A 17,429-nucleotide genomic window follows, 5' to 3' on the forward strand; every position below is an offset into this window, starting at 1 on the left:
TGATGGGATCGAGCAGTCGATTCCAGTAGGAAGCACTGTCATCGAGCTGCGAGCGGTGCTTCTGGGCAGGCTGCAGCAGGTCATGCCGCTCTGTCTTCTCCATCCAGAGCCGGACTGGCGTCTTGAAGGGATCACGACCGACGGCTGCAGCGGCGTCGAGGTGTCCGAGGCCGGCTTCGCGCATGTTCGGCCATCGCTCGGGCGTCGGCGTCTGCGGATGGGCGCGCTGAACCAGTTGCAATGCAGGGCCGCGCCGCCGGACGCGCGCTGCCAGAGTGCGTTGCGTGGTCTCGGTATTTGGATACTTCATGAGTTCTCTCCATGAAAGGGTTGGAATCGATCCCCATCCAGCAAAAAGCCCCACCCTCTCAATGGAGAGGCGGGGCTTTGGCGGAGGGGCCGGATGTGGAAAGTTCGGATGCAGAAGTCTGGGAGGTCGCAGACCGGCGAAACCACATCAGTCCAGGTCCGGGTCCTCGGGGTCGTCGTAGTACGGGGCGCTCGTTGGGGACGGATCGGTCGGTCGGAACGACGACGACACAGGTGATGAATCCGGCGGCGACCACGGTCCATCGGACGCGCCCCGTCGACCACTGAATGTGTGACCGCAGGTGGCGCACCTGCAGTTGTTCAGGACCCGGTCATCGACGACGCGACCGAAGATGGCGCCGACCTCGGTGCCGAGGGCACCGCCGCCCAGACCTCCAAGCACGACACCGATCACGGTGCCGAGCGTTCCGCCGGCTGGACCAGCAGCCATGCCGATGGCGAAACCGGCACGCGCGCCGCGAAGCGCACCGGCGACGCCGCCGGCGGCACCGGCCAGGCCACCGAGGGTGCCGCCGGTTCGCTGGGCGATGTCGCGAGTTTCGATGCGGTCGGAGCCGCAGTTGGGACATTGAAGATAAGACAAGGTGAATGGGTCCTTTTGTTGAGGTTGAGGGGTTGGGATAGAAAGGAAGCAAGGGGCGAATCAAGGGAGCTGCGGCGATCCAGCGGCATAGAGCCCGACGCGGGTTGTGACCGCGCCGGGCTCTCCGGAAGACGGAAACGAAAAAGCCGCCCGAGGGCGGCTTGTGGTGAGCGGAGAGATAGCTCTCTTGGAGCGAGAGAGCTCCTGTTGTGGCGTCAGGAGCGCTTGCCTTCACGGCATTCGTTCTCCCATTCGGAAAGCTGGTCAGCGGTGATCACTTCTTCGTCTCCATGCTGGATCCGGAAGGCGACGATGCGGGCGTCAATGCAGCCCTGGAGTTTGGCTGGTGTCACTGGGGCAACCGTCGCAGCCTCTGTTGCTGTCGTTGCGGCTGGCTCCGACGGCAGCAACACGCCGTTGTCGTACCGCTGAACGACCTTGAGCTCGTCTGTCGGGTTCCTGTCGTTGTCCAACGTAGCGACAACGACTTCACCGTGTGGCTTGCCCATCCTCCATCCCCTGCGATCGCTGAGCTTGCCGGAGAAAGCGTCATAGTTTTCCTCGATGCCGTCCTTGACCCCGTCGACCATCCTGACGCGATACGCCAGCCGGTCGGTGCCGCGTGAATAGCGTACGAGCTCGCCGTTCACAAGGCCCTTGGAGTACGTAGCCCGAGAGACAGGCTTGCCGGTCTCGTCGTCGACGATTTCCTGTTTGCCGTGCACCTTCCCCTGCTTGAAGCTCATTTGCAGGATCTTGCGCGCCGACTGAGGCCCGTACATCGTCATGTCGCCATCCAAGACGCCATTGTCGAACTCCGCTTCTGCGGCGAGCTTGCCGCCGTTGCGAGGAAAGTAAGTCCTGATACGCCCATCCAGCGCCCCTTTGTCAAAACTCATTTCGTCGGACAGCAGTTGGTCTGCAGTGGCTCGGCAGACAGCCCCTCCATCCAGAAGACCTTGCTTGGCGTCAACTTCGCAGAAAGCAGCACCGGTGTAGATCTCCGCCTGGATGCCCAGCGACGTGTAGACGTTGGAAAGGATCTGTTGGTACGCCGCATAGTCCTTGCGGCCCATGATCGCTGTGCGTGCGGGCACGTTCGTGAGGTGCCCGGAGTACGGCTTGTCGGCGCCAGCCCGGAAGATCTTGCCGTTGACGACCTCGGCGTTGCGGAAGTCCAGGGTCGAGGGCCCGCAGCCGGCCAGCAGGAGCGCGGCGGCCACGGACATGCACGGCGCGAGAAGCGCCTTGATGATGGTTTTCATGGGGTGTGGAGAGGAAGGACGTGGTTGACTGCTCGGCTCACTTGCGGATTGACAAGCCGATGGCGCCGCCGATGAGAGTCATGCCGGCGAAGCCTTGGAAGGCCTCGTCATCGCCCGCAAGGGCGATCAGCAGCAGTGCGGTAATCACCGTCATGATGATCTTGGCGCTCTTCGGGAAGGTCTTGATGGCTGTGCCCGCCAAGTAGTAGATCTCGCCGCTCCAGGCGATGACCACGGCTGCTGGAGCGAAGACCAGGAACATGCAGACCAAGGCCCAGCGCTGGCGGAACCAGGGGATCGAGCCGTAGGGGCTGAGCGACCCAGCTAGCGGCACATGAGTAGTGGACGCAAGCTGCGGTGCGACAGCTTGAGGCGCGCCGCATTTGGGACACGTCGGGGCGGTTTCGTGGATCTGGTGGCCGCAGCCGCGGCAGTGGACGAAGTTGGTCATCTGACATCTCCTTGTGTTGAATCGGGTTCCGTTTGGCGGCGCCTGCTTGCCGACTTGCAATGGGCCGCACTCTCGATATCGAAATATGTCTTATAGAACACATTTTCTCACATGTGCCCTTTAAGACGTTTCCCTGAGGTGCACATTTCTTGACGCTCGGTGGCAATGAGAAATGCCAGTCGAAAAGCAACGCCTCCGCCAGAACCGACGATCGGGACATTGCCCAATGCGGTAACTCTGGCGCTCGGAAAAAACCTGAAAAAGCTCCGACTTGCCGCAGGCAAGACCCAAGTAGCACTGGCCTTCGACGCAGAGGTCGAACGGTCCCGAATCTCTAAGCTCGAAGGGGGCTACATCAACCCCTCTCTGATGACCCTGGCGACGCTGTGCTACAGCTTGGGGACGACATTGCCTGTGCTCTTCGAAGGAATCGTTGCCACGAACGCTCCCACGTCGGAAGGCGGTGTGCTGCGGAGAAAGAATCAAGCAGTCCTGAACAAGCCTGCAACACCCGCACGCAAACTCTCTCGCGGAGGTTGAGCTCCCTACGTGCTCATCTCAGTCATATAGGCCTGAAAATTTCTGGAATCCAGAAGTTTTGGCTGAATTTTCAACCTCGAGCCTCTACCAGCGCTACACCAGCGATGCCACGACCGCATCGGCGACATTGCCGATGGCCGCGCTAGCCTTCTCACCAATGGCACTAGGGCTGGCAGGCGGGGCAAGTGATGTCGAAAAGGAGCCGTCTCGCCCTATGGAATCGGCAGGAATTTTGGACTACGCTGGTCGTATGTTCGACGTCGTCCGTGGCGGCAACGCCTTGTATTTTCCGACATCCCGGCAACGAAAATCGGGTGGCGCGTGGGAGGGAGTTGTCCAAATCGTCTCGGCAGAGGGGACCGAAGTCCATGTGTGCGCTGCCTGCCGAGACAATGCCGATGAAGCCGCTAGAGACGCAGTTTTGGACGCGATTCTTCTAGCTTGCGACAAGCCCACCTTCGACGATTAGGCGCCCTTTCGAGCAAGTCTATCCTGAAGATCGCGCCACAATTTTCCGCTCAGTCTCGCTTCGGAAGCGTTCGAGATGTGTCGCAACGCGCACCTTCATCTCGCTCAAGTGCTCTGCATTCGCGGGGCCGCCTTTCACCGACGCGATACGTGTCAGCTCCAGGAGCCGATCCATGCGTGCGCTGAAATCTGGCAGCCTGGCCGAGTACTGGTCCGCGAACAGATCTTCAAGCAAGAAGCGCAGGGAGGTGATTCGGGCCGATTGCTCGAATTGCTCCTCGAAGATTGGTTGCAAACTGGCGTCTAGCAAAACCAGTATGTCTTCTCTTTCCATTTTCCGCTCCTCGTTGTGGCCATGGTGTTGTGACCGAACTCTAATGGTCCGCGGCGTTTCGACGAAGTTGCGTCGGATAGAGAGGCGCAGAGCTTTCAACCCGAACTGTCGGTCAGCGCGGACATCGGCAACGTCTGCTTTGCAGCGATTGCCGTCGCTCGCAGTCCGCTACTGAATGGGTACTATCGGCCACAACCGGTCATTCGCTGGCATCGTTTGATTTGCGATCCAAAACGGACCGCCTCACTGTTCGCCGCTTTAGATCCTGAAGCCTGAAAGTACGCCTAGGAAGACTGTCCCTCGCGCGGGATGCCTGTGACGGTAACAGGAGACGGAGCGCGCGTAGCCCGCTTGAAGATCGACGGCGAGACGCCGGTGTGTTCCTTGAAGAAGCGCGAGAAATTGCCCGGTGCCGAGAAGCCGAGGTCGAGCGCGACATCGGTCAACTCGCCGCCTTCGCTGACGCGGCGCATGGCTTCCTCGACGCGCACGCCGCTCCAGAACACCTGCGGCGTCGTGTGCAACTGATCGCGGAACAGCGCGAAGAAATGCGCGCGCGACAGCCCGACTTTTGCGGCGATCTCGTCGATGCTCGTTTTCTCGGAGACATGCGTGCGCATGTGAGCGATGGCGGCGCGCAGGCGATGGTCCAGCGTCACGCCGATGCCCCCGGGCACCGGAGCGGCATCCGCGCCCGTCGTGGATGCCGCGATGGCGGCCTCCAGCAAGCGCTCCACCTCCTTGTCCACCTGCTCGCGCCCTGCACCGGCGGAGATCATCAGGTCCAGCACCCGCCAGCATGAACGCCGCAACGCGTCGCTGATGGGAACTCGCGGAGATGGGAACCGGAAGCTCCGATCCTTTGCCTGGCTGAGGTCGTCGAGCCAGTCCTTTTTGATCATGAAGACAATGAAGAGGCTTGATCCGCTGTCTTCCAGCCGCACCATGTCGTGCGCCTCGAAAGCGTTCACACCCAAAGCCACGCTTTCGCCGTAAGGCACGACCTCGGAGCTCACATGGGCACAGGCGCGCGCACCGCCCAGCCATAGGGCGAGCTGTGTTTCCGAATGCGCATGCGACACCAGGTTGGCGCTCGCCTCCAGGACGATCGCCGTGCCGAACGCGCCTTCATGGAGTGCATAGGCTTCCTGCATCTGTCTCTCATCGAGGTCGTTTGCGGCGATTGTTCCCTCCCACGCATCGGGCCAACACAGCGCCCCGGGTAAGTCCTTAGAAGCACACCAGACGATTCGATACGCCGCCGGATCGGTCGATAAGCGCTTCTGGTCCGCAATTTCTAAAGTTGGCGCATCGCTAAAACACAGGAGCAAACCTCATGCGAATCGCCACTTTCACGAGCGAGGGACACCGCAAGGTCGGCCTCGTTTCCGCCGACGGCAAGACCGTCACCCCACTGCAGTTCACACAGGCCCAAGCGGACTTCGGCGTGCTGACGCTGATCGAAACCCTGGCCGAGGGCGGCCCGCTTCCGGAGGCCGCCGGTCCCGCAGTCAACCTGGGCGACGTGGTGCTCGATGCGCCGCTGCCCAAGCCGCGACGCAACCTCTGGTGCGTGGGGCGCAACTACCATGCGCACGCCAAAGAACTGTCTGCTTCGGTGTTTAAGGACAACGCGGCCAAGACCGACGAATGGCCCATCGTCTTCACCAAGGTGCCCGAGTGCGTTGTCGGCCCGCACGACGACGTGCTCGTGCCTTCCGAGGTGTCGACGCAGATCGACTACGAAGCCGAACTGGCCGTGGTCATCGGCAAGGGCGGCAAGAACATCACGCGCGCAGCTGCGATGTCGCACGTTTTCGGCTACACGGTCGTCAACGACGTAACTGCGCGCGATGTGCAGATGCGCCACGGGCAGTGGGACATGGGAAAGTCCTTCGACACCTTCTGTCCTATGGGCCCATGGATCGTCACGGGCGACGAGTTCGACGGCACGAAGACGCGGGTGCGCTGCTGGGTCAACGGCGAGCTGCGCCAGGACGGGCCGACCGAGAACATGATCTTCGACATCCCGATGCTGATCGAGACCATCTCGCGCGGCATCACGCTCTACCCCGGCGACGTGATCGCGACCGGCACACCGGCGGGCGTGGGCATGGGCATGAGCCCGCCGCGCTACCTGCGTGCAGGTGACGTGGTGCGCGTCGAGATCGACCGGCTCGGCGCCATCGAAAACAAGTTCGTCTGAAAGGCTGCGCATGACGACTCATGTTCTGAACGGCCTGACTGTCGAGATCGACGGTGAAGGTGAGGCGCTGCTGTGCATCCACGGACTCGGCGGCTCATCGAACAACTGGACCCCACTGTTGCCGGCGCTTGGCGGTTTTCGCCGTATCAGGCCCGACCTGCCAGGCAGCGCGAGATCGCCACTGCCGGCTGACGGAAAGGCGTTGTCAATCGAGGGCTACGTGGATGCAATGTCGCAGCTGCTTTCGGCGCTCGACATCGAGTCGGTGCATGTGATAGCGCACTCGATGGGCACGATCGTCGCTCAACACCTGGCACTGCGCGGTCCCGGTACGGTGAAATCGCTGGCACTCTTCGGCCCGCTGGCTGCGCCTCCCGATGCCGCGCGCCCCAACATCGCGGCCCGAGCCAACGCGGCGCGGGGCGGTGTGTCGGCCATGCAGGAGATCGCCGACGCCATCGTGAAGGGCGCGACGAGCACGCGAACGAAGGAGCAGCAACCGGCGGTGCTCGCGCTGGTGCGTGAGAGCGTGATGCGCCAGTCGCCCGAGGGCTACGCGCAGAGCTGTGCGGCGCTCGCCGATGCGCAGTCGGCCGCGCTCGAACGCCTTGATGTGCCGACGCTCTTGGTCACCGGCGACCAGGACGGAGTGGCCCCGGCGGCCAACGTCCGCGCCATGCAGGAACGCATCGCCGGCAGCCGCCTCGTCATTCTCGACGGGTGCGGTCACTGGACGACTTTCGAGCAGCCGCAGCGCTGCACACAAGAACTCGAAGCCTTCTACGCGGCACTCCGCTGAGACGGCGCCAGATTCCATTTCGACAACCCATTACCGGCACCGCATGCCGGAGGAGACAACGATGACCCGTATGGCATTCACCAATGTCCGCATCTTCGACGGCTCGGGCGAAGACCCTTATACCGGTGACCTTCTCGTCGAAGGAAAGCGCATCGTAGAAGTCGCTCGCTTTCCGAAGCGCGTGAGCACCGATGACGCGCGCGTGATCGACGGAAAGGGTCGCTTCCTCATGCCCGGCATGACCGAGGCCCACACGCACTTTTCGTGGAATGACCAGCCCTCGCTCGCGGCCATCCAGTTCATGCCGCCCGAAGAACACATGCTCTGGTGCGTGCGCGTCGCCAAGCGCTACCTGGACATGGGCTGGACCTCGGCCATTGGCGCAGCCGCGGCCAAGCCGCGCCTGGACGTGGTGCTGCGCAACGCCATTGAAGCGGGCGAGTTCCCAGGCCCGCGCTACCTGGCTGGCAGCCAGGAGATCACCACCATCGGCGCGTTGGGCGACAACACGCTGCCGCACATGAAGTTCGAAGAACTCAGCTTCGGCAGCGTGTGCAGCGGCCCCGAAGAGATCCGCAAGTCAGCGCGCACCTTCATCAAGTACGGTGTCGATCACCTGAAAATCAACCTGTCCGGCGAGTACATCGCCGGCCTGCCCGCCGAGATGTCACCTTTCGCGGAAGACGAGGTGGCCATGCTCGCGCAAGAGGCCAGGCGCTACGGCAAACGCATGGCTGCGCACGCGCGTTCGAGCGAGTCGGTCAAGCAGTGCGTGCGCCACGGCATCGAGATGGTCTATCACGCCAGCTTCGCAGATGCCGAAGCACTCGACATGCTCGAAGAGGCGAAGGACCGGCACTTCGTCGCGCCCGGCATCGGCTGGCTCATTCGCACGACCTACAACGCGGCCGAATACGGGATCACCGAAGCCGTGGCGACGCAGATGGGCTACAAGCGCGAGCTGGAGGTGGCATCGGCTTCACTGCGCGAAATGCACAAGCGCGGTATTCGCATCCTGCCTGGCGGTGACTACGGCTTTGCCTGGATGCCGCACGGCACCAACGCCAACGACCTGCAATATTTCGTCGACTACATCGGCATGACGCCGAAGGAAGCGCTGATGGCGGCCACACGGCTGGGCGGCCAAATCATGCTCCGGCCCGACGAGCTGGGGCAGTTGAAGGCGGGCTTCCTGGCTGACATCGTGCTGGTCGACGGTGATCCGCTGCAAGATCTTTCGTTGCTCACCGACCCGGCCAAGGTGCAGCTCGTGATGAAGGACGGCGTGATTCACAAGGATTGTGCGACGCCCGTACCTTCGGATGCCGCGCTGCACCTGGAAGGCGGCAATACGCCGCTGCAGGAACAGGGGGTCAAGGAGGCATTGGCGGAGATGCACTGAAAGCAGTCCTTACCAACGACGGCTTTGCCAAACGCGGAGCCGTCGCTTCAGGGCCGTCAAAAGTCAAGGCGCGAACGGCTGCTTCAGCGCAATGCGAGTGCCCGCAACGGGCCGAGGCTGTGTAGAAACGTGCAACACCTCGATGCGAATAACGGCGTACTGAGGCCAGCGCCATCGTGCAGCGCCGAGACGCGTCTGAGATCGACTTTGAGGCCTCAGTGACCTTCTATCGAGGCGCAAATGAGAGCCTAGAGGGGCCCCAGGCCAGACCCAGCGCGCTGGCGATGCAGGCCCGGACTAGCTAGCGCCAAACACGGCGAGGATTCCGGTTGCCGGAAACTGCGCAAGAAAATCCGCCGTAACACGTGATTCGCCGCTGGCAACGATGGCCTGAACGTCAGGGGCAATGCCCTCCATGGATTCCAGACTCTGGCCTGGAAAAAACTTGTGCAGATGGTAGTTCTGTTCCAGGCGCTCGATGAGCATGGGCGGCACTGCGGCCATCAAGAGAACGTGAGGTTTCTTCATGAGATCGGACAAGTGTGGAAAACGGTTGCCGCGCCGATGCCTTGCAGACATCAAGCGCGCGTGATCATGCCGCGCGCTGGAGGCTCGACGGCATTCAACTGCGCATGGCGGGAAAGGCGGCAGCCGCTGGCGGCCATGCGATCGAACGTCATCCAATTCATCGCATTCAAGTTTCCCGCCGCAGCATCGTCGTGGAGACCAAGGCTAGATCTTGATGCCCGTCTTCTGAATTAGTTGCTTGAAGTATTCGTGGTCGCGCTGCATTGCTTTCTCGAATTCGGGGGCGTCGAGGTAGGCAAAGCCAAGATTGAGCTTGTCCAGCCCCTGTCGCAACGCCGAGTCTTCCGCCGTCTTGCGCGCAACGGCGCGAAGGACGTCCACGACAGGTTTCGGCGTGGCCTTGGGCACAGCCATACCACGCCAGGTGCCCAATGCGAGGTCGATCTTGCGCTCCTTGAACGTGGGCACGTTGCCGAAAGCCGGGATACGCTGGTCGGCCATGATGCCGAGCATCTTGAGCTTGCCGCCCAGCACATGGGGGCCGACTTCGGCCGGACTCACGTCCAGCGCGTCGATGTGTCCACCCAACAATGCCACGACGGCGGGTGCCGCCCCCGAATACGGTACATGGTTGAACTTGGCGCCGATCTTTTCCTCAAGGCCGATGGCCGAGAGGTGATAGACGGAACCGCTGCCGGCGTTGCCGACCTTCATTTCTCCGGGTTTGGCCTTTGCTGCGTCGAGAAACTCCTCCAGGGTGTTCCAAGGCGCATCGGCGCGCACGGTGATCGCGGCGGGATCGGCGTTGAGTCGGGCAACGGGCTGAAAGTTCGTGTAGTCGAACTTCGCGAGGCCCAAGTTCGGCAAGGTGGTGACTTCGGCGATCACCATGCAGACCTTGTAGCCATCCGAGCGGCCATTGAGCACGTCGTTCATGCCGATCACGCCGCTTGCACCAGGCTTGTTGTTCACCACAAAGGGCTGCGGCAGGTACTTCTTTGCCACTTCGGCAAAGACGCGTGCCAATGCGTCGGTGCCTCCGCCAGCCGATGCTGGAACGATGAGTTCGATCGGCTTGTTCGGGAACTCGTCCGCGAAGGAAGGCCACGACAGGGGCAGCGCTGCGATACCCAGGGACTGGATCAGGCGGCGCCGGCTCCAGGTGCCGCGCCCTGGCTGTTCATCAAAGGCGAGCGCTTCGTTGGGGAAGAGTTTGGATGTCATGTTTGTCTCGAGCTTGTGTTTGGGTTTCGGTTCAAGGGTTTGCCGGATGCGATGAATACCGTCGGTACGCGAGTGGCCAGCGCCGGCACGCTGGATGGAAAGACTTGCTGCGACATGCGCTGCCGTTCATTCGGTGTTCCACCGTTCGACCAACGCACGTGCGCGGCGCCCGATTTCGTCGCATGGCACGCCGGGCGCGTAGAGCGACGAGCCGATGCCCGCACCCGCGGCGCCGGCGGCCCTGAAGGCGGCCAGGTTGTCGAGCCCGACTCCGCCGACGCTGAACATCGGCGTGCCGGCGGGAAACACGGGGCGCCAGGCCTTGAGCGTCGCCGTACCAAGCACTTCCGAAGGAAACAACTTGAGGGCGTCGGCACCCGCCGTCAGTCCGGCAAAGCCTTCGGTGGGCGTCGCGACGCCGGGCATGGAGGCGAGCCCGAGCGCCTTGGTGCGGCGCACCACCGCGGCATCCATGTGAGGTGAGAGCACGAGCCGAGCACCCGCATCGGCCACGCGCTCGACCTGGCCGGCGTCGAGAACGGTGCCGGCGCCGATCAGCGCCCGATCGCCGAAGGCGCGCGCCAGCGCTGCAATGCTATCGAAGGGATCCGGCGAATTGAGTGGAACTTCGATGATGCCGATGCCCGCATCGACGAGCGCGCGGCCCACGCCTACGACATCGGCGGGCGTCACGCCCCGTAGGATCGCGATCAAACCTTGCATGCGCGCTTCTCCTCGACCAGTCCGGCCTGCACCGCAACCTGCCATTGCCCGCGCGTGGTGGCGTCCGGGGAGGCGTGCGTCGTGCCGACGTCCGCGATGCGTAGCGCGGCCCTGTAGCGCTCGCACAGCGCGTCGTCGCCCAGCAGCGCCACATCGCGCAGCGGATGGCGTGCCAGCACGCTGCCGATCTCGATGCCGATCAGGATGCCCGACAGGTAGTCGGGCAGCCCCTCGGCATCGACCTTGCCCTTCAGCCCTGCGGTGCGCGCCGCGAAGATCACGTGCGCGGCGTTGGCGTGCTGCGCCAGGCCCAGCCTCACGCCGTCATCGAACACCGCCGGCCGTGCTGCTCCGAAGTGCATCAGCCGCCCTAGGATGCTGTGGCGCGTGAGCACGCTGTAGAGCTCTCCGGTCATGAAGGTTTGGAAGCGCTCGATCGACCCCGCAGGGCCAAGCCAAACCCACTTGCTGTGCGTGCCGGGCAGCACACAGCAACTGCCGGACGCAAGGCCCGCTCCCCAGAGTTGGGTTTCCTCGCCGCGCATGACGTCGTGCACGCCGTCGTCGCCGAGGCCGGAGATGCCGGGCACGATGTGCAGCACAGCCCCCGGTGCGACCTCCACCCGCGTGAGTTGGGTGGCTGCGGCGGCCAGGTCCGCAGGGGAGTCGATGTAGGGGGCCTCTACCCAGCCCTGGCGGCTGCCGATCATGCCGCTGGCGATGAGCGGCACTCGCCGGCCGTCGATCCAGTCCCCGCACAGGGAAAGCAGTACCTGACGGAAGCGCCGCTCAGGCACGGCCATGATGCCGGCTGCCGAGTTGCGCGTCTCTATCGGGCGGCCCGCGGCGTCGAGCAGGCTGGCACGCAGGTTTGAGGTGCCCCAATCGATGGCGATCAGCGAGGCCTCGCTCATTTCAGCGCCTCAGCGCCACGCAGGCCTTCGGTGCCGGAAAGCGTTTTTGCCATGACCAGAACCAGCATGGCGCCCAGCGCAAGGCAAGCAGCCAGGAAGAACATCGGCGCGATCGTGTTGCCGGTGGCGTCCTTGATCCAGGGCACTGCGTTCTGTGCAATGAAGCCGCCGAGGTTGCCGATGGAGTTGATGGCTGCCAGCCCGGCCGCCGCGCCGGCGCCCTTGAGAAAGCGCGAGGGCAGGCTCCAGAAGACGGGCTGTCCCGCGAAGATGCCGGCTGCCGCCAGGCACAGGAACATGAACTGCAGCGCGTGGTTGTGCAGCAATGCCGACAGCAGCAGGCAGGCCACGCCGAAGAGCGCGGGGCCGACGATGTAGGGCGTCTTCGACTTCGCTTTTGCCGCCGCCCGGGGAACGGTGTACAGGCCGATCGCCACCAGCACCCAGGGAATGATGTTGAGGAGTCCGTTTGCGGTGTTGCCGACACCGAAGCTCTTCACCACGGTCGGTAACCAGTAGCTCAGGCCGTAGGCCGACAGGGGAAACGCGATGAAGCACAGCGCCATGAGCAGCACGCGCGGGTCGATCAACGCCCGCAGCGCGTGGCTCGCGGATTCGTCCATGTCCACCTGCTCGCTCGCGAGCTTTGCGCCGAGCCAGGCCTTCTCGTCTGCAGTGAGGAACGAGGCACGCTCCGGGCTGTCGGGCAGGTAGAAGAAAGTGACGACGCCCATCACGACCGCGGGAATGCCGGTCACGATGAACACCCATTCCCAGCCTGCCAGGCCATGCAGCCCGTCGAGATCGAGCAGCATCCCGCCCAGCGGTCCGCCGATCGCGTTAGCCAGCGCGCTGAAGATCATGAACAGCCCGACCATCGTTGCGCGATGGGCCGACGGATACCAGAGCGTCAGCAGGTAGAGCACGCCCGGGAAGAAGCCGGCCTCGCAGGCGCCCAGAAGAAAACGCAGGATGTAGAACATCGTGGCGTTCTGCGTGAAGGCGAGTGCCACGGTCACGATGCCCCACGAGACGAGGATGCGGGCGAACCACTTGCTCGCGCCCACCTTCGCAAGGATCAGGTTGCTCGGCACCTCGAAGAGAAAGTAGCCGATGAAGAACAGCGACGCTCCCAGCCCGTAGGCGGACTCGCTCATGCCGAGCGCATCGACCATCTGCAGCTTGGCGAAACTGACGTTCTGCCGGTCGATGTAGGCGATGAGGTAGAGCAATCCCAGGAACGGGATCAGCCGCCACGAGATTTTTCGGATCAATTGTTTTTCCACGATCATCTGTCTCTCCTTTTTTGCGTGTCTTTTTGCATGTTTCTTGTTTCAGCGCGCACGGCTCCGCCCAGGCCTGAAGGCCTGTGCCCTGCGAACCCGGCCTTTGCCGGATCAGCGAGAAGCGCTAGACGAAATTTCTCTGGTAGGTGTCTTCGAGCAGCTTGGTGGCTGCGCGCGCCGCGGCGTCGGGCTTGCGTTGCTCGATCGCCCGCGCGATGTCGGCGTGCATGGCCATGGAGTGGTCCATGCCGCCGAACTTTTCAAATGTCTTCGGAACGCTCACCATCAGTGCGGCCCTGATCACCGAGGCGACCGGCATCAGGAAGCGGTTGTGCGCTGCCGCGATCACCTGCAGGTGAAAGTCCACGTCCGCTTCCATGGCCCGCTGAGGGTTGTCGTGGCCTTCGCCCATCGCCTGCAGCGCGGTGCGGATGCGCTGGATGTCTTCGGGCGTGGCGCGCTGCGCGGCGAGCTTGGCGGCCATCGGCTCGATGGACAGGCGGATCTCGAACAGCTCCTGCATCAGCGTGCCCGGCGCTTCGGTTTCACCGTGCCAGGCAATCACCATCGGGTCGAGCGTGTTCCAGTGGTCGGGCGTGCGCACGCGCGTCCCGATGCGCTGCTTGGCCTCGACGAAACCATTGCTCGAGAGCAGCGCGAAGGCTTCGCGCAGTGTGGTGCGGCTGACCTGCAGTTCCGCTAGCAGGTCGAGCTCCTTGGGCAAGGTGTCGCCAGGCTTCAGTTCGCCCTGGAGGATGCGGCGGCCGATCCGTCCGGCGATCTGCGCCGGCAGGCCGCGCTCCAGGTCCCGGGCGCCGGTGTCGTTCGAGAGATTCATTGCAGGTTTTCCAGCTTTCCTATAAGCCACCGAGTGGACCCAGTGCCTTGGCGAAACGCGCGACCATGGCTTCGCCGGCCGCGACGGGGCGCAAGGCAGGCGCCCGGTCGTGGATGTCGATGCCCGCGCGTGCGCCGAAGAGGCGCTTGCCGTAGCACAGGAGATTCTCGATGCCCTGCATGCTGAACACGGCCGCCGGCAGCATGGCCTGGTACGCGCGCTCGGCGGCCTCTTCGTCGCCACGGCGAAACGCCTCGTAGGCCACGACCGCATGGTCGATGCAGTCGGGCGCCAGGATCATGCCGCGGCAACCCGCGCGAAGGTTGTCGACCAGCTCCAGTCCGCCGCGTCCATTGAAGACGGGCACGCGTCCCTCGGTGCGTTCGATGAGCCCGGCAATGTCGACCACCGGCCCTTCGCCCTTGATGAGCTGGATGTTCGGATGCTGCAAGACGAGTTCGCGGATCTCGTCCGCCGTGAGGCCGCGGCCGAAAAAGGCGGGCGCATTCTGGATGGCTACCGGCAACGTGGTCGCTTCGGCGACGCGGCCGAAGAAACGGATGTACTCGGCCGCGCCGAAGGCGCCGGCGGCGGGCGGCTGCAGGATCACCCAGTCGGCGCCGGAGCGCTCGGCATGTCGCACCTGCGCGATCTGCTCGGCGACCGACGATCCGAAGATGGTGAAGGCCAGCGGCACGCGGCCGGCCGTGTCTTCGGCGACCCAGTCCATGACCGTGCGGCGCTCGGCCTCGGTCAGCTTGGCAACCTCGGTCGCGAGGCCGAGCGCGGCCATGCCATGGACGCCGCTGGCCAGGCAGGCCTGCACCTGCCGGCGCATCGCGGCGCGGTCGAGTCGTTCTTCGGCGTCGAACAGCGCATAGACGATCGCGTGGATGCCGTGGAAGGTGTCGGGTGTGAAGGTGGGCATGCGCAACCTCAATGGCTTTCGCGAGGAATTGCGTGGCCGCGGCAACCGATCAGGAAGTCGAGGTCCGCGCCGCGGTCGGCCTGGATGACACGCTCGACATACAGGCTCTGGTAGCCGCCCTTCATGGCAGGCACGGGGGCCACCCAGGCGGCACGGCGCTCGGCCAGTTCGGCGTCGCTCACGTCCAGGTGCAGGCGCCGGGCCTCGACGTCGAGCTCGATCATGTCGCCGTTGCGCACCAGCGCGAGAGGACCGCCCACCGCGGCTTCGGGGGCGACGTGCAGCACCACCGTTCCGTACGCCGTGCCGGACATGCGGGCATCCGAAATCCGGATCATGTCGCGCACGCCCTGTTGCAGCAGCTTCTGCGGGAGCGCCATGTTGCCGACCTCGGCCATGCCGGGGTAGCCCTTGGGCCCGCAGTTCTTCAGCACCATGATGCAGTGCGCGTCGATGTCCAGCGCGGGATCGTCAATGACGGCCTTGTAGTGGTCGATGTCCTCGAATACCACCGCACGGCCGCGATGCTTCATGAGCTCCGGCGAAGCGGCGGAGGGCTTGAGGATGGCGCCGTCGGGCGCCAGGTTGCCGCGCAGCACGGCCATGCCGCCTTGCGGCGTCAGCGCCTTGTCGCGCGGGCGGATCACTTCGGTGTTGTGGTTGCGCGCGTCGGCGATGTTCTCGCGGACCGGCTTGCCGGTGACCGTCAGCGCGTCGAGGTCGAGCAGGTCTGCCATCTCTTTCATGACCGCAGGAATGCCGCCGGCGTAGCAGAAGTCCTCCATCAGAAAGCGGCCCGAAGGCATCAGGTCCACGATGGTGGGCACGTCGCGGCCGAAGCGGTCCCAGTCGTCCAGCGTCAGCGGCGTGCCGATGCGGCCCGCGATGGCCAGCAGGTGCACCACCGCGTTGGTCGACCCGCCGATGGCGCCGTTGACGCGGATGGCGTTGATGAACGCCTCTTTCTTGAGGATGGCCGAGAGCCACAGGTCTTCGTTGACCATCTCGACGATGCGCCGGCCGGTCATGCGGGCCAGGCGGTTGCGGTGCGCGTCGACGGCCGGATAGGCGGCATTGCCGGGCAGCGCGATGCCCAGGGCTTCGACCATCGACGCCATCGTGGAGGCGGTGCCCATCGTCATGCAGCTTCCCGGCGAGCGCGACATCGCGCTTTCGGCATCGGCGAAATCCTGCGCGCTCATGACGCCGGCGCGCACGTCTTCGGAAAACTTCCACACGTCGGTGCCCGATCCGATGGTGCGGCCCTGGAAGCGGCCGTTGAGCATCGGACCGCCGGAGATGACGATGGAGGGCAGGTCGCACGAGGCCGCGCCCATGACCAGCGAAGGCGTCGTCTTGTCGCAGCCGGCCATCAGCACCACGCCGTCCATCGGGTTGCCGCGGATCGCCTCCTCGACATCCATCGACGCCAGGTTGCGGAACAGCATCGCGGTCGGGCGCAGGTTCGATTCGCCGCACGAGAACACCGGGAACTCCAGCGGCAGCCCGCCCGCCTCCAGGACGCCGGCCTTGATGTGCTCGATCAGGCCGCGGAAATGCGCGTTGCAGGGCGTGAACTCGGAGAAGGTGTTGCAGATGCCGATCACCGGCCGCCCGTCGAAGGCATCGTCGGGCAGGCCGTTGTTCTTCATCCAGCTTCGATGGATGAAGGCGTCCTTGCCTGTGCCACCGAACCAGTGTTGCGATCGTCTTTTCTTCACTCGCTCTTGCTCCAAAACATTCCGGGAAACGGCAGCGCTTGGTCGTCGTTGATAAGTAATATTATCGGAGTTATTGAGTGAGCATGTCTGGGGAATTCCCGTATATGGCGGCGTCACAGCACTGGAAGGCTCGAGATGTGATGGCGACCACCCACTGGACTCACCACAACCATTTTGCGCACTATGGGCGGGCGGGCTTTCACATGTTCAGCACCGGCTACACCAGCAAGCTGGACGATGAGCGCGAGCTGCAGATGGGGCCGCAGGCAATGCGCTGGATGGCACTGCATTCAAGGCGTGGTAGCCGCACAGGTCGGCCGGTCATCGGCGTTCCCCATGGCGTCGCCAGCGGGGTGTGGGCTACCGACGGACGAGAAACCTCCGTGCGGTGCAGTTGCTGCTCGGCCACTCGAAGCTCGAGTCAACCGTCAGATACCTGGGCATCGAGGTGGGACGCCCTGGAGATCTCGGAGCAGACGGAGATCTGAGCGAGCGCCGATTGAGCGGTGCAGATTCGTCCGCCTTGCTGCGACGGTGAGGCGGATTGATGTGCTGCCAGGTGGCTCAACTGCGGCGCACAGCAGACATTCAGCAGGCCACGCCGACTGACAGCAACCAGTCTGAACCGGCTATCGGCAGAAGGCAGCTTCGCAGCGATTGCCACCATCAGACTCGCCCCCGATGGCACGGTTGCATTTTGCGCGGCGCTGCATCCCATTTCGTGCCGAAGCCATCAAGCGCTCAGGACGCATGCGAGAGCGTTTTCATTGTTGCGCCACGCTCGAGGTCGACGAGATCGTTCTGGCCTGAGCTCCCTATAGAACTGAGCTGACGTTGGCACCACGCTCTATGGTGTACTCCGCCTCGACGATGCGACGCGAGTGATTCA

18 protein-coding genes and 1 pseudogene are annotated in these 17,429 nt (G+C 63.8%); 5 read left to right on the forward strand and 14 right to left on the reverse strand.

The genetic code is table 11. The features are described 5' to 3' along the window. The 4 genes from VBO01S_RS32555 to VBO01S_RS26390 all read right to left on the reverse strand — a co-directional run. The coding region (locus VBO01S_RS32555; protein WP_174543699.1) for a YqaJ viral recombinase family protein at window positions 1-310 on the reverse strand (310 nt) is incomplete at its 3' end. A 147-nt stretch (window positions 311-457) separates the two neighbouring features. Further along, on the reverse strand, window positions 458-913 hold the full coding sequence (locus VBO01S_RS33430) for a hypothetical protein (protein ID WP_174543700.1): 456 nt from the start codon (window positions 911-913) through the stop codon (window positions 458-460). Between the two features lie 215 nt (window positions 914-1,128). Further along, window positions 1,129-2,178 (reverse strand): toxin-antitoxin system YwqK family antitoxin, encoded by a 1,050-nt coding sequence (locus VBO01S_RS26385; RefSeq protein ID WP_157627463.1) that lies wholly within the window; start codon window positions 2,176-2,178, stop codon window positions 1,129-1,131. Between the two features lie 37 nt (window positions 2,179-2,215). After that, window positions 2,216-2,629, reverse strand: a complete 414-nt coding sequence (locus VBO01S_RS26390; RefSeq protein ID WP_062480964.1) for a zinc ribbon domain-containing protein — start codon at window positions 2,627-2,629, stop codon at window positions 2,216-2,218. A gap of 165 nt (window positions 2,630-2,794) precedes the next feature. Here VBO01S_RS26390 and VBO01S_RS32070 point away from each other — a divergent pair, with 165 nt between their 5' ends. Continuing rightward, window positions 2,795-3,169: a helix-turn-helix domain-containing protein gene (locus VBO01S_RS32070; RefSeq protein ID WP_082818299.1), complete on the forward strand. Its 375-nt coding sequence runs from the start codon at window positions 2,795-2,797 to the stop codon at window positions 3,167-3,169. Window positions 3,170-3,656: 487 nt separating this feature from the next. Here the strand turns inward: VBO01S_RS32070 and VBO01S_RS26395 are convergent, their stop codons facing one another. Together VBO01S_RS26395 and VBO01S_RS26400 are read right to left on the reverse strand one after the other, a co-directional pair. Continuing rightward, window positions 3,657-3,971, reverse strand: coding sequence for a hypothetical protein (locus VBO01S_RS26395; RefSeq protein WP_062480966.1), 315 nt, complete (start codon window positions 3,969-3,971; stop codon window positions 3,657-3,659). A 284-nt stretch (window positions 3,972-4,255) separates the two neighbouring features. Beyond that, window positions 4,256-5,125: a helix-turn-helix domain-containing protein gene (locus VBO01S_RS26400; protein WP_062480968.1), complete on the reverse strand. Its 870-nt coding sequence runs from the start codon at window positions 5,123-5,125 to the stop codon at window positions 4,256-4,258. A gap of 182 nt (window positions 5,126-5,307) precedes the next feature. On the opposite strand from VBO01S_RS26400, the gene VBO01S_RS26405 reads away from it, so the two are divergent. From VBO01S_RS26405 to VBO01S_RS26415, 3 genes are all read left to right on the forward strand, one after another. Then, window positions 5,308-6,177, forward strand: coding sequence for a fumarylacetoacetate hydrolase family protein (locus tag VBO01S_RS26405; RefSeq protein WP_062480970.1), 870 nt, complete (start codon window positions 5,308-5,310; stop codon window positions 6,175-6,177). 10 nt (window positions 6,178-6,187) lie between these two features. Beyond that, on the forward strand, window positions 6,188-6,976 hold the full coding sequence (locus tag VBO01S_RS26410; RefSeq protein WP_062480972.1) for an alpha/beta fold hydrolase: 789 nt from the start codon (window positions 6,188-6,190) through the stop codon (window positions 6,974-6,976). 61 nt (window positions 6,977-7,037) lie between these two features. Next, window positions 7,038-8,378: a metal-dependent hydrolase family protein gene (locus tag VBO01S_RS26415; RefSeq protein WP_062480973.1), complete on the forward strand. Its 1,341-nt coding sequence runs from the start codon at window positions 7,038-7,040 to the stop codon at window positions 8,376-8,378. 297 nt (window positions 8,379-8,675) lie between these two features. On the opposite strand, the gene VBO01S_RS26420 is transcribed toward VBO01S_RS26415, so the two are convergent. The 8 genes from VBO01S_RS26420 to VBO01S_RS26455 all read right to left on the reverse strand — a co-directional run bounded on the left by VBO01S_RS26420 (window position 8,676) and on the right by VBO01S_RS26455 (window position 16,540). Next, window positions 8,676-8,906: a Rossmann-fold NAD(P)-binding domain-containing protein gene (locus tag VBO01S_RS26420; protein WP_157627464.1), complete on the reverse strand. Its 231-nt coding sequence runs from the start codon at window positions 8,904-8,906 to the stop codon at window positions 8,676-8,678. 204 nt (window positions 8,907-9,110) lie between these two features. Further along, window positions 9,111-10,130: a Bug family tripartite tricarboxylate transporter substrate binding protein gene (locus VBO01S_RS26425; RefSeq protein WP_082818300.1), complete on the reverse strand. Its 1,020-nt coding sequence runs from the start codon at window positions 10,128-10,130 to the stop codon at window positions 9,111-9,113. A gap of 126 nt (window positions 10,131-10,256) precedes the next feature. Continuing rightward, entirely contained in the window at window positions 10,257-10,853 is a 597-nt protein-coding gene (locus VBO01S_RS26430) for a 2-dehydro-3-deoxy-6-phosphogalactonate aldolase (protein ID WP_062480977.1), read from the reverse strand. Next, entirely contained in the window at window positions 10,841-11,767 is a 927-nt protein-coding gene (locus VBO01S_RS26435; RefSeq protein WP_062480979.1) for a 2-dehydro-3-deoxygalactonokinase, read from the reverse strand. Before VBO01S_RS26435 ends, VBO01S_RS26430 begins: the two co-directional genes overlap by 13 nt. Then, window positions 11,764-13,059 (reverse strand): MFS transporter, encoded by a 1,296-nt coding sequence (locus VBO01S_RS26440; RefSeq protein WP_062480981.1) that lies wholly within the window; start codon window positions 13,057-13,059, stop codon window positions 11,764-11,766. Before VBO01S_RS26440 ends, VBO01S_RS26435 begins: the two co-directional genes overlap by 4 nt. A 118-nt stretch (window positions 13,060-13,177) precedes the next feature. Next, complete coding sequence (locus VBO01S_RS26445) at window positions 13,178-13,891, reverse strand: FadR/GntR family transcriptional regulator (protein WP_062480983.1); 714 nt, start codon at window positions 13,889-13,891, stop codon at window positions 13,178-13,180. Between the two features lie 19 nt (window positions 13,892-13,910). Beyond that, a complete protein-coding gene (locus tag VBO01S_RS26450; RefSeq protein WP_062480985.1) occupies window positions 13,911-14,819 on the reverse strand; it encodes a dihydrodipicolinate synthase family protein in 909 nt (302 codons plus the stop codon). A gap of 8 nt (window positions 14,820-14,827) precedes the next feature. Continuing rightward, window positions 14,828-16,540 (reverse strand): IlvD/Edd family dehydratase, encoded by a 1,713-nt coding sequence (locus VBO01S_RS26455; RefSeq protein WP_062480987.1) that lies wholly within the window; start codon window positions 16,538-16,540, stop codon window positions 14,828-14,830. 361 nt (window positions 16,541-16,901) lie between these two features. Here VBO01S_RS26455 and VBO01S_RS33305 point away from each other — a divergent pair. After that, window positions 16,902-17,028: pseudogene (locus VBO01S_RS33305) on the forward strand (integrase); the annotation flags it as partial. Window positions 17,029-17,429: the final 401 nt, after the last annotated feature.

Source organism: Variovorax boronicumulans NBRC 103145 (assembly GCF_001591345.1).
Taxonomy (GTDB): domain Bacteria; phylum Pseudomonadota; class Gammaproteobacteria; order Burkholderiales; family Burkholderiaceae_C; genus Variovorax; species Variovorax boronicumulans.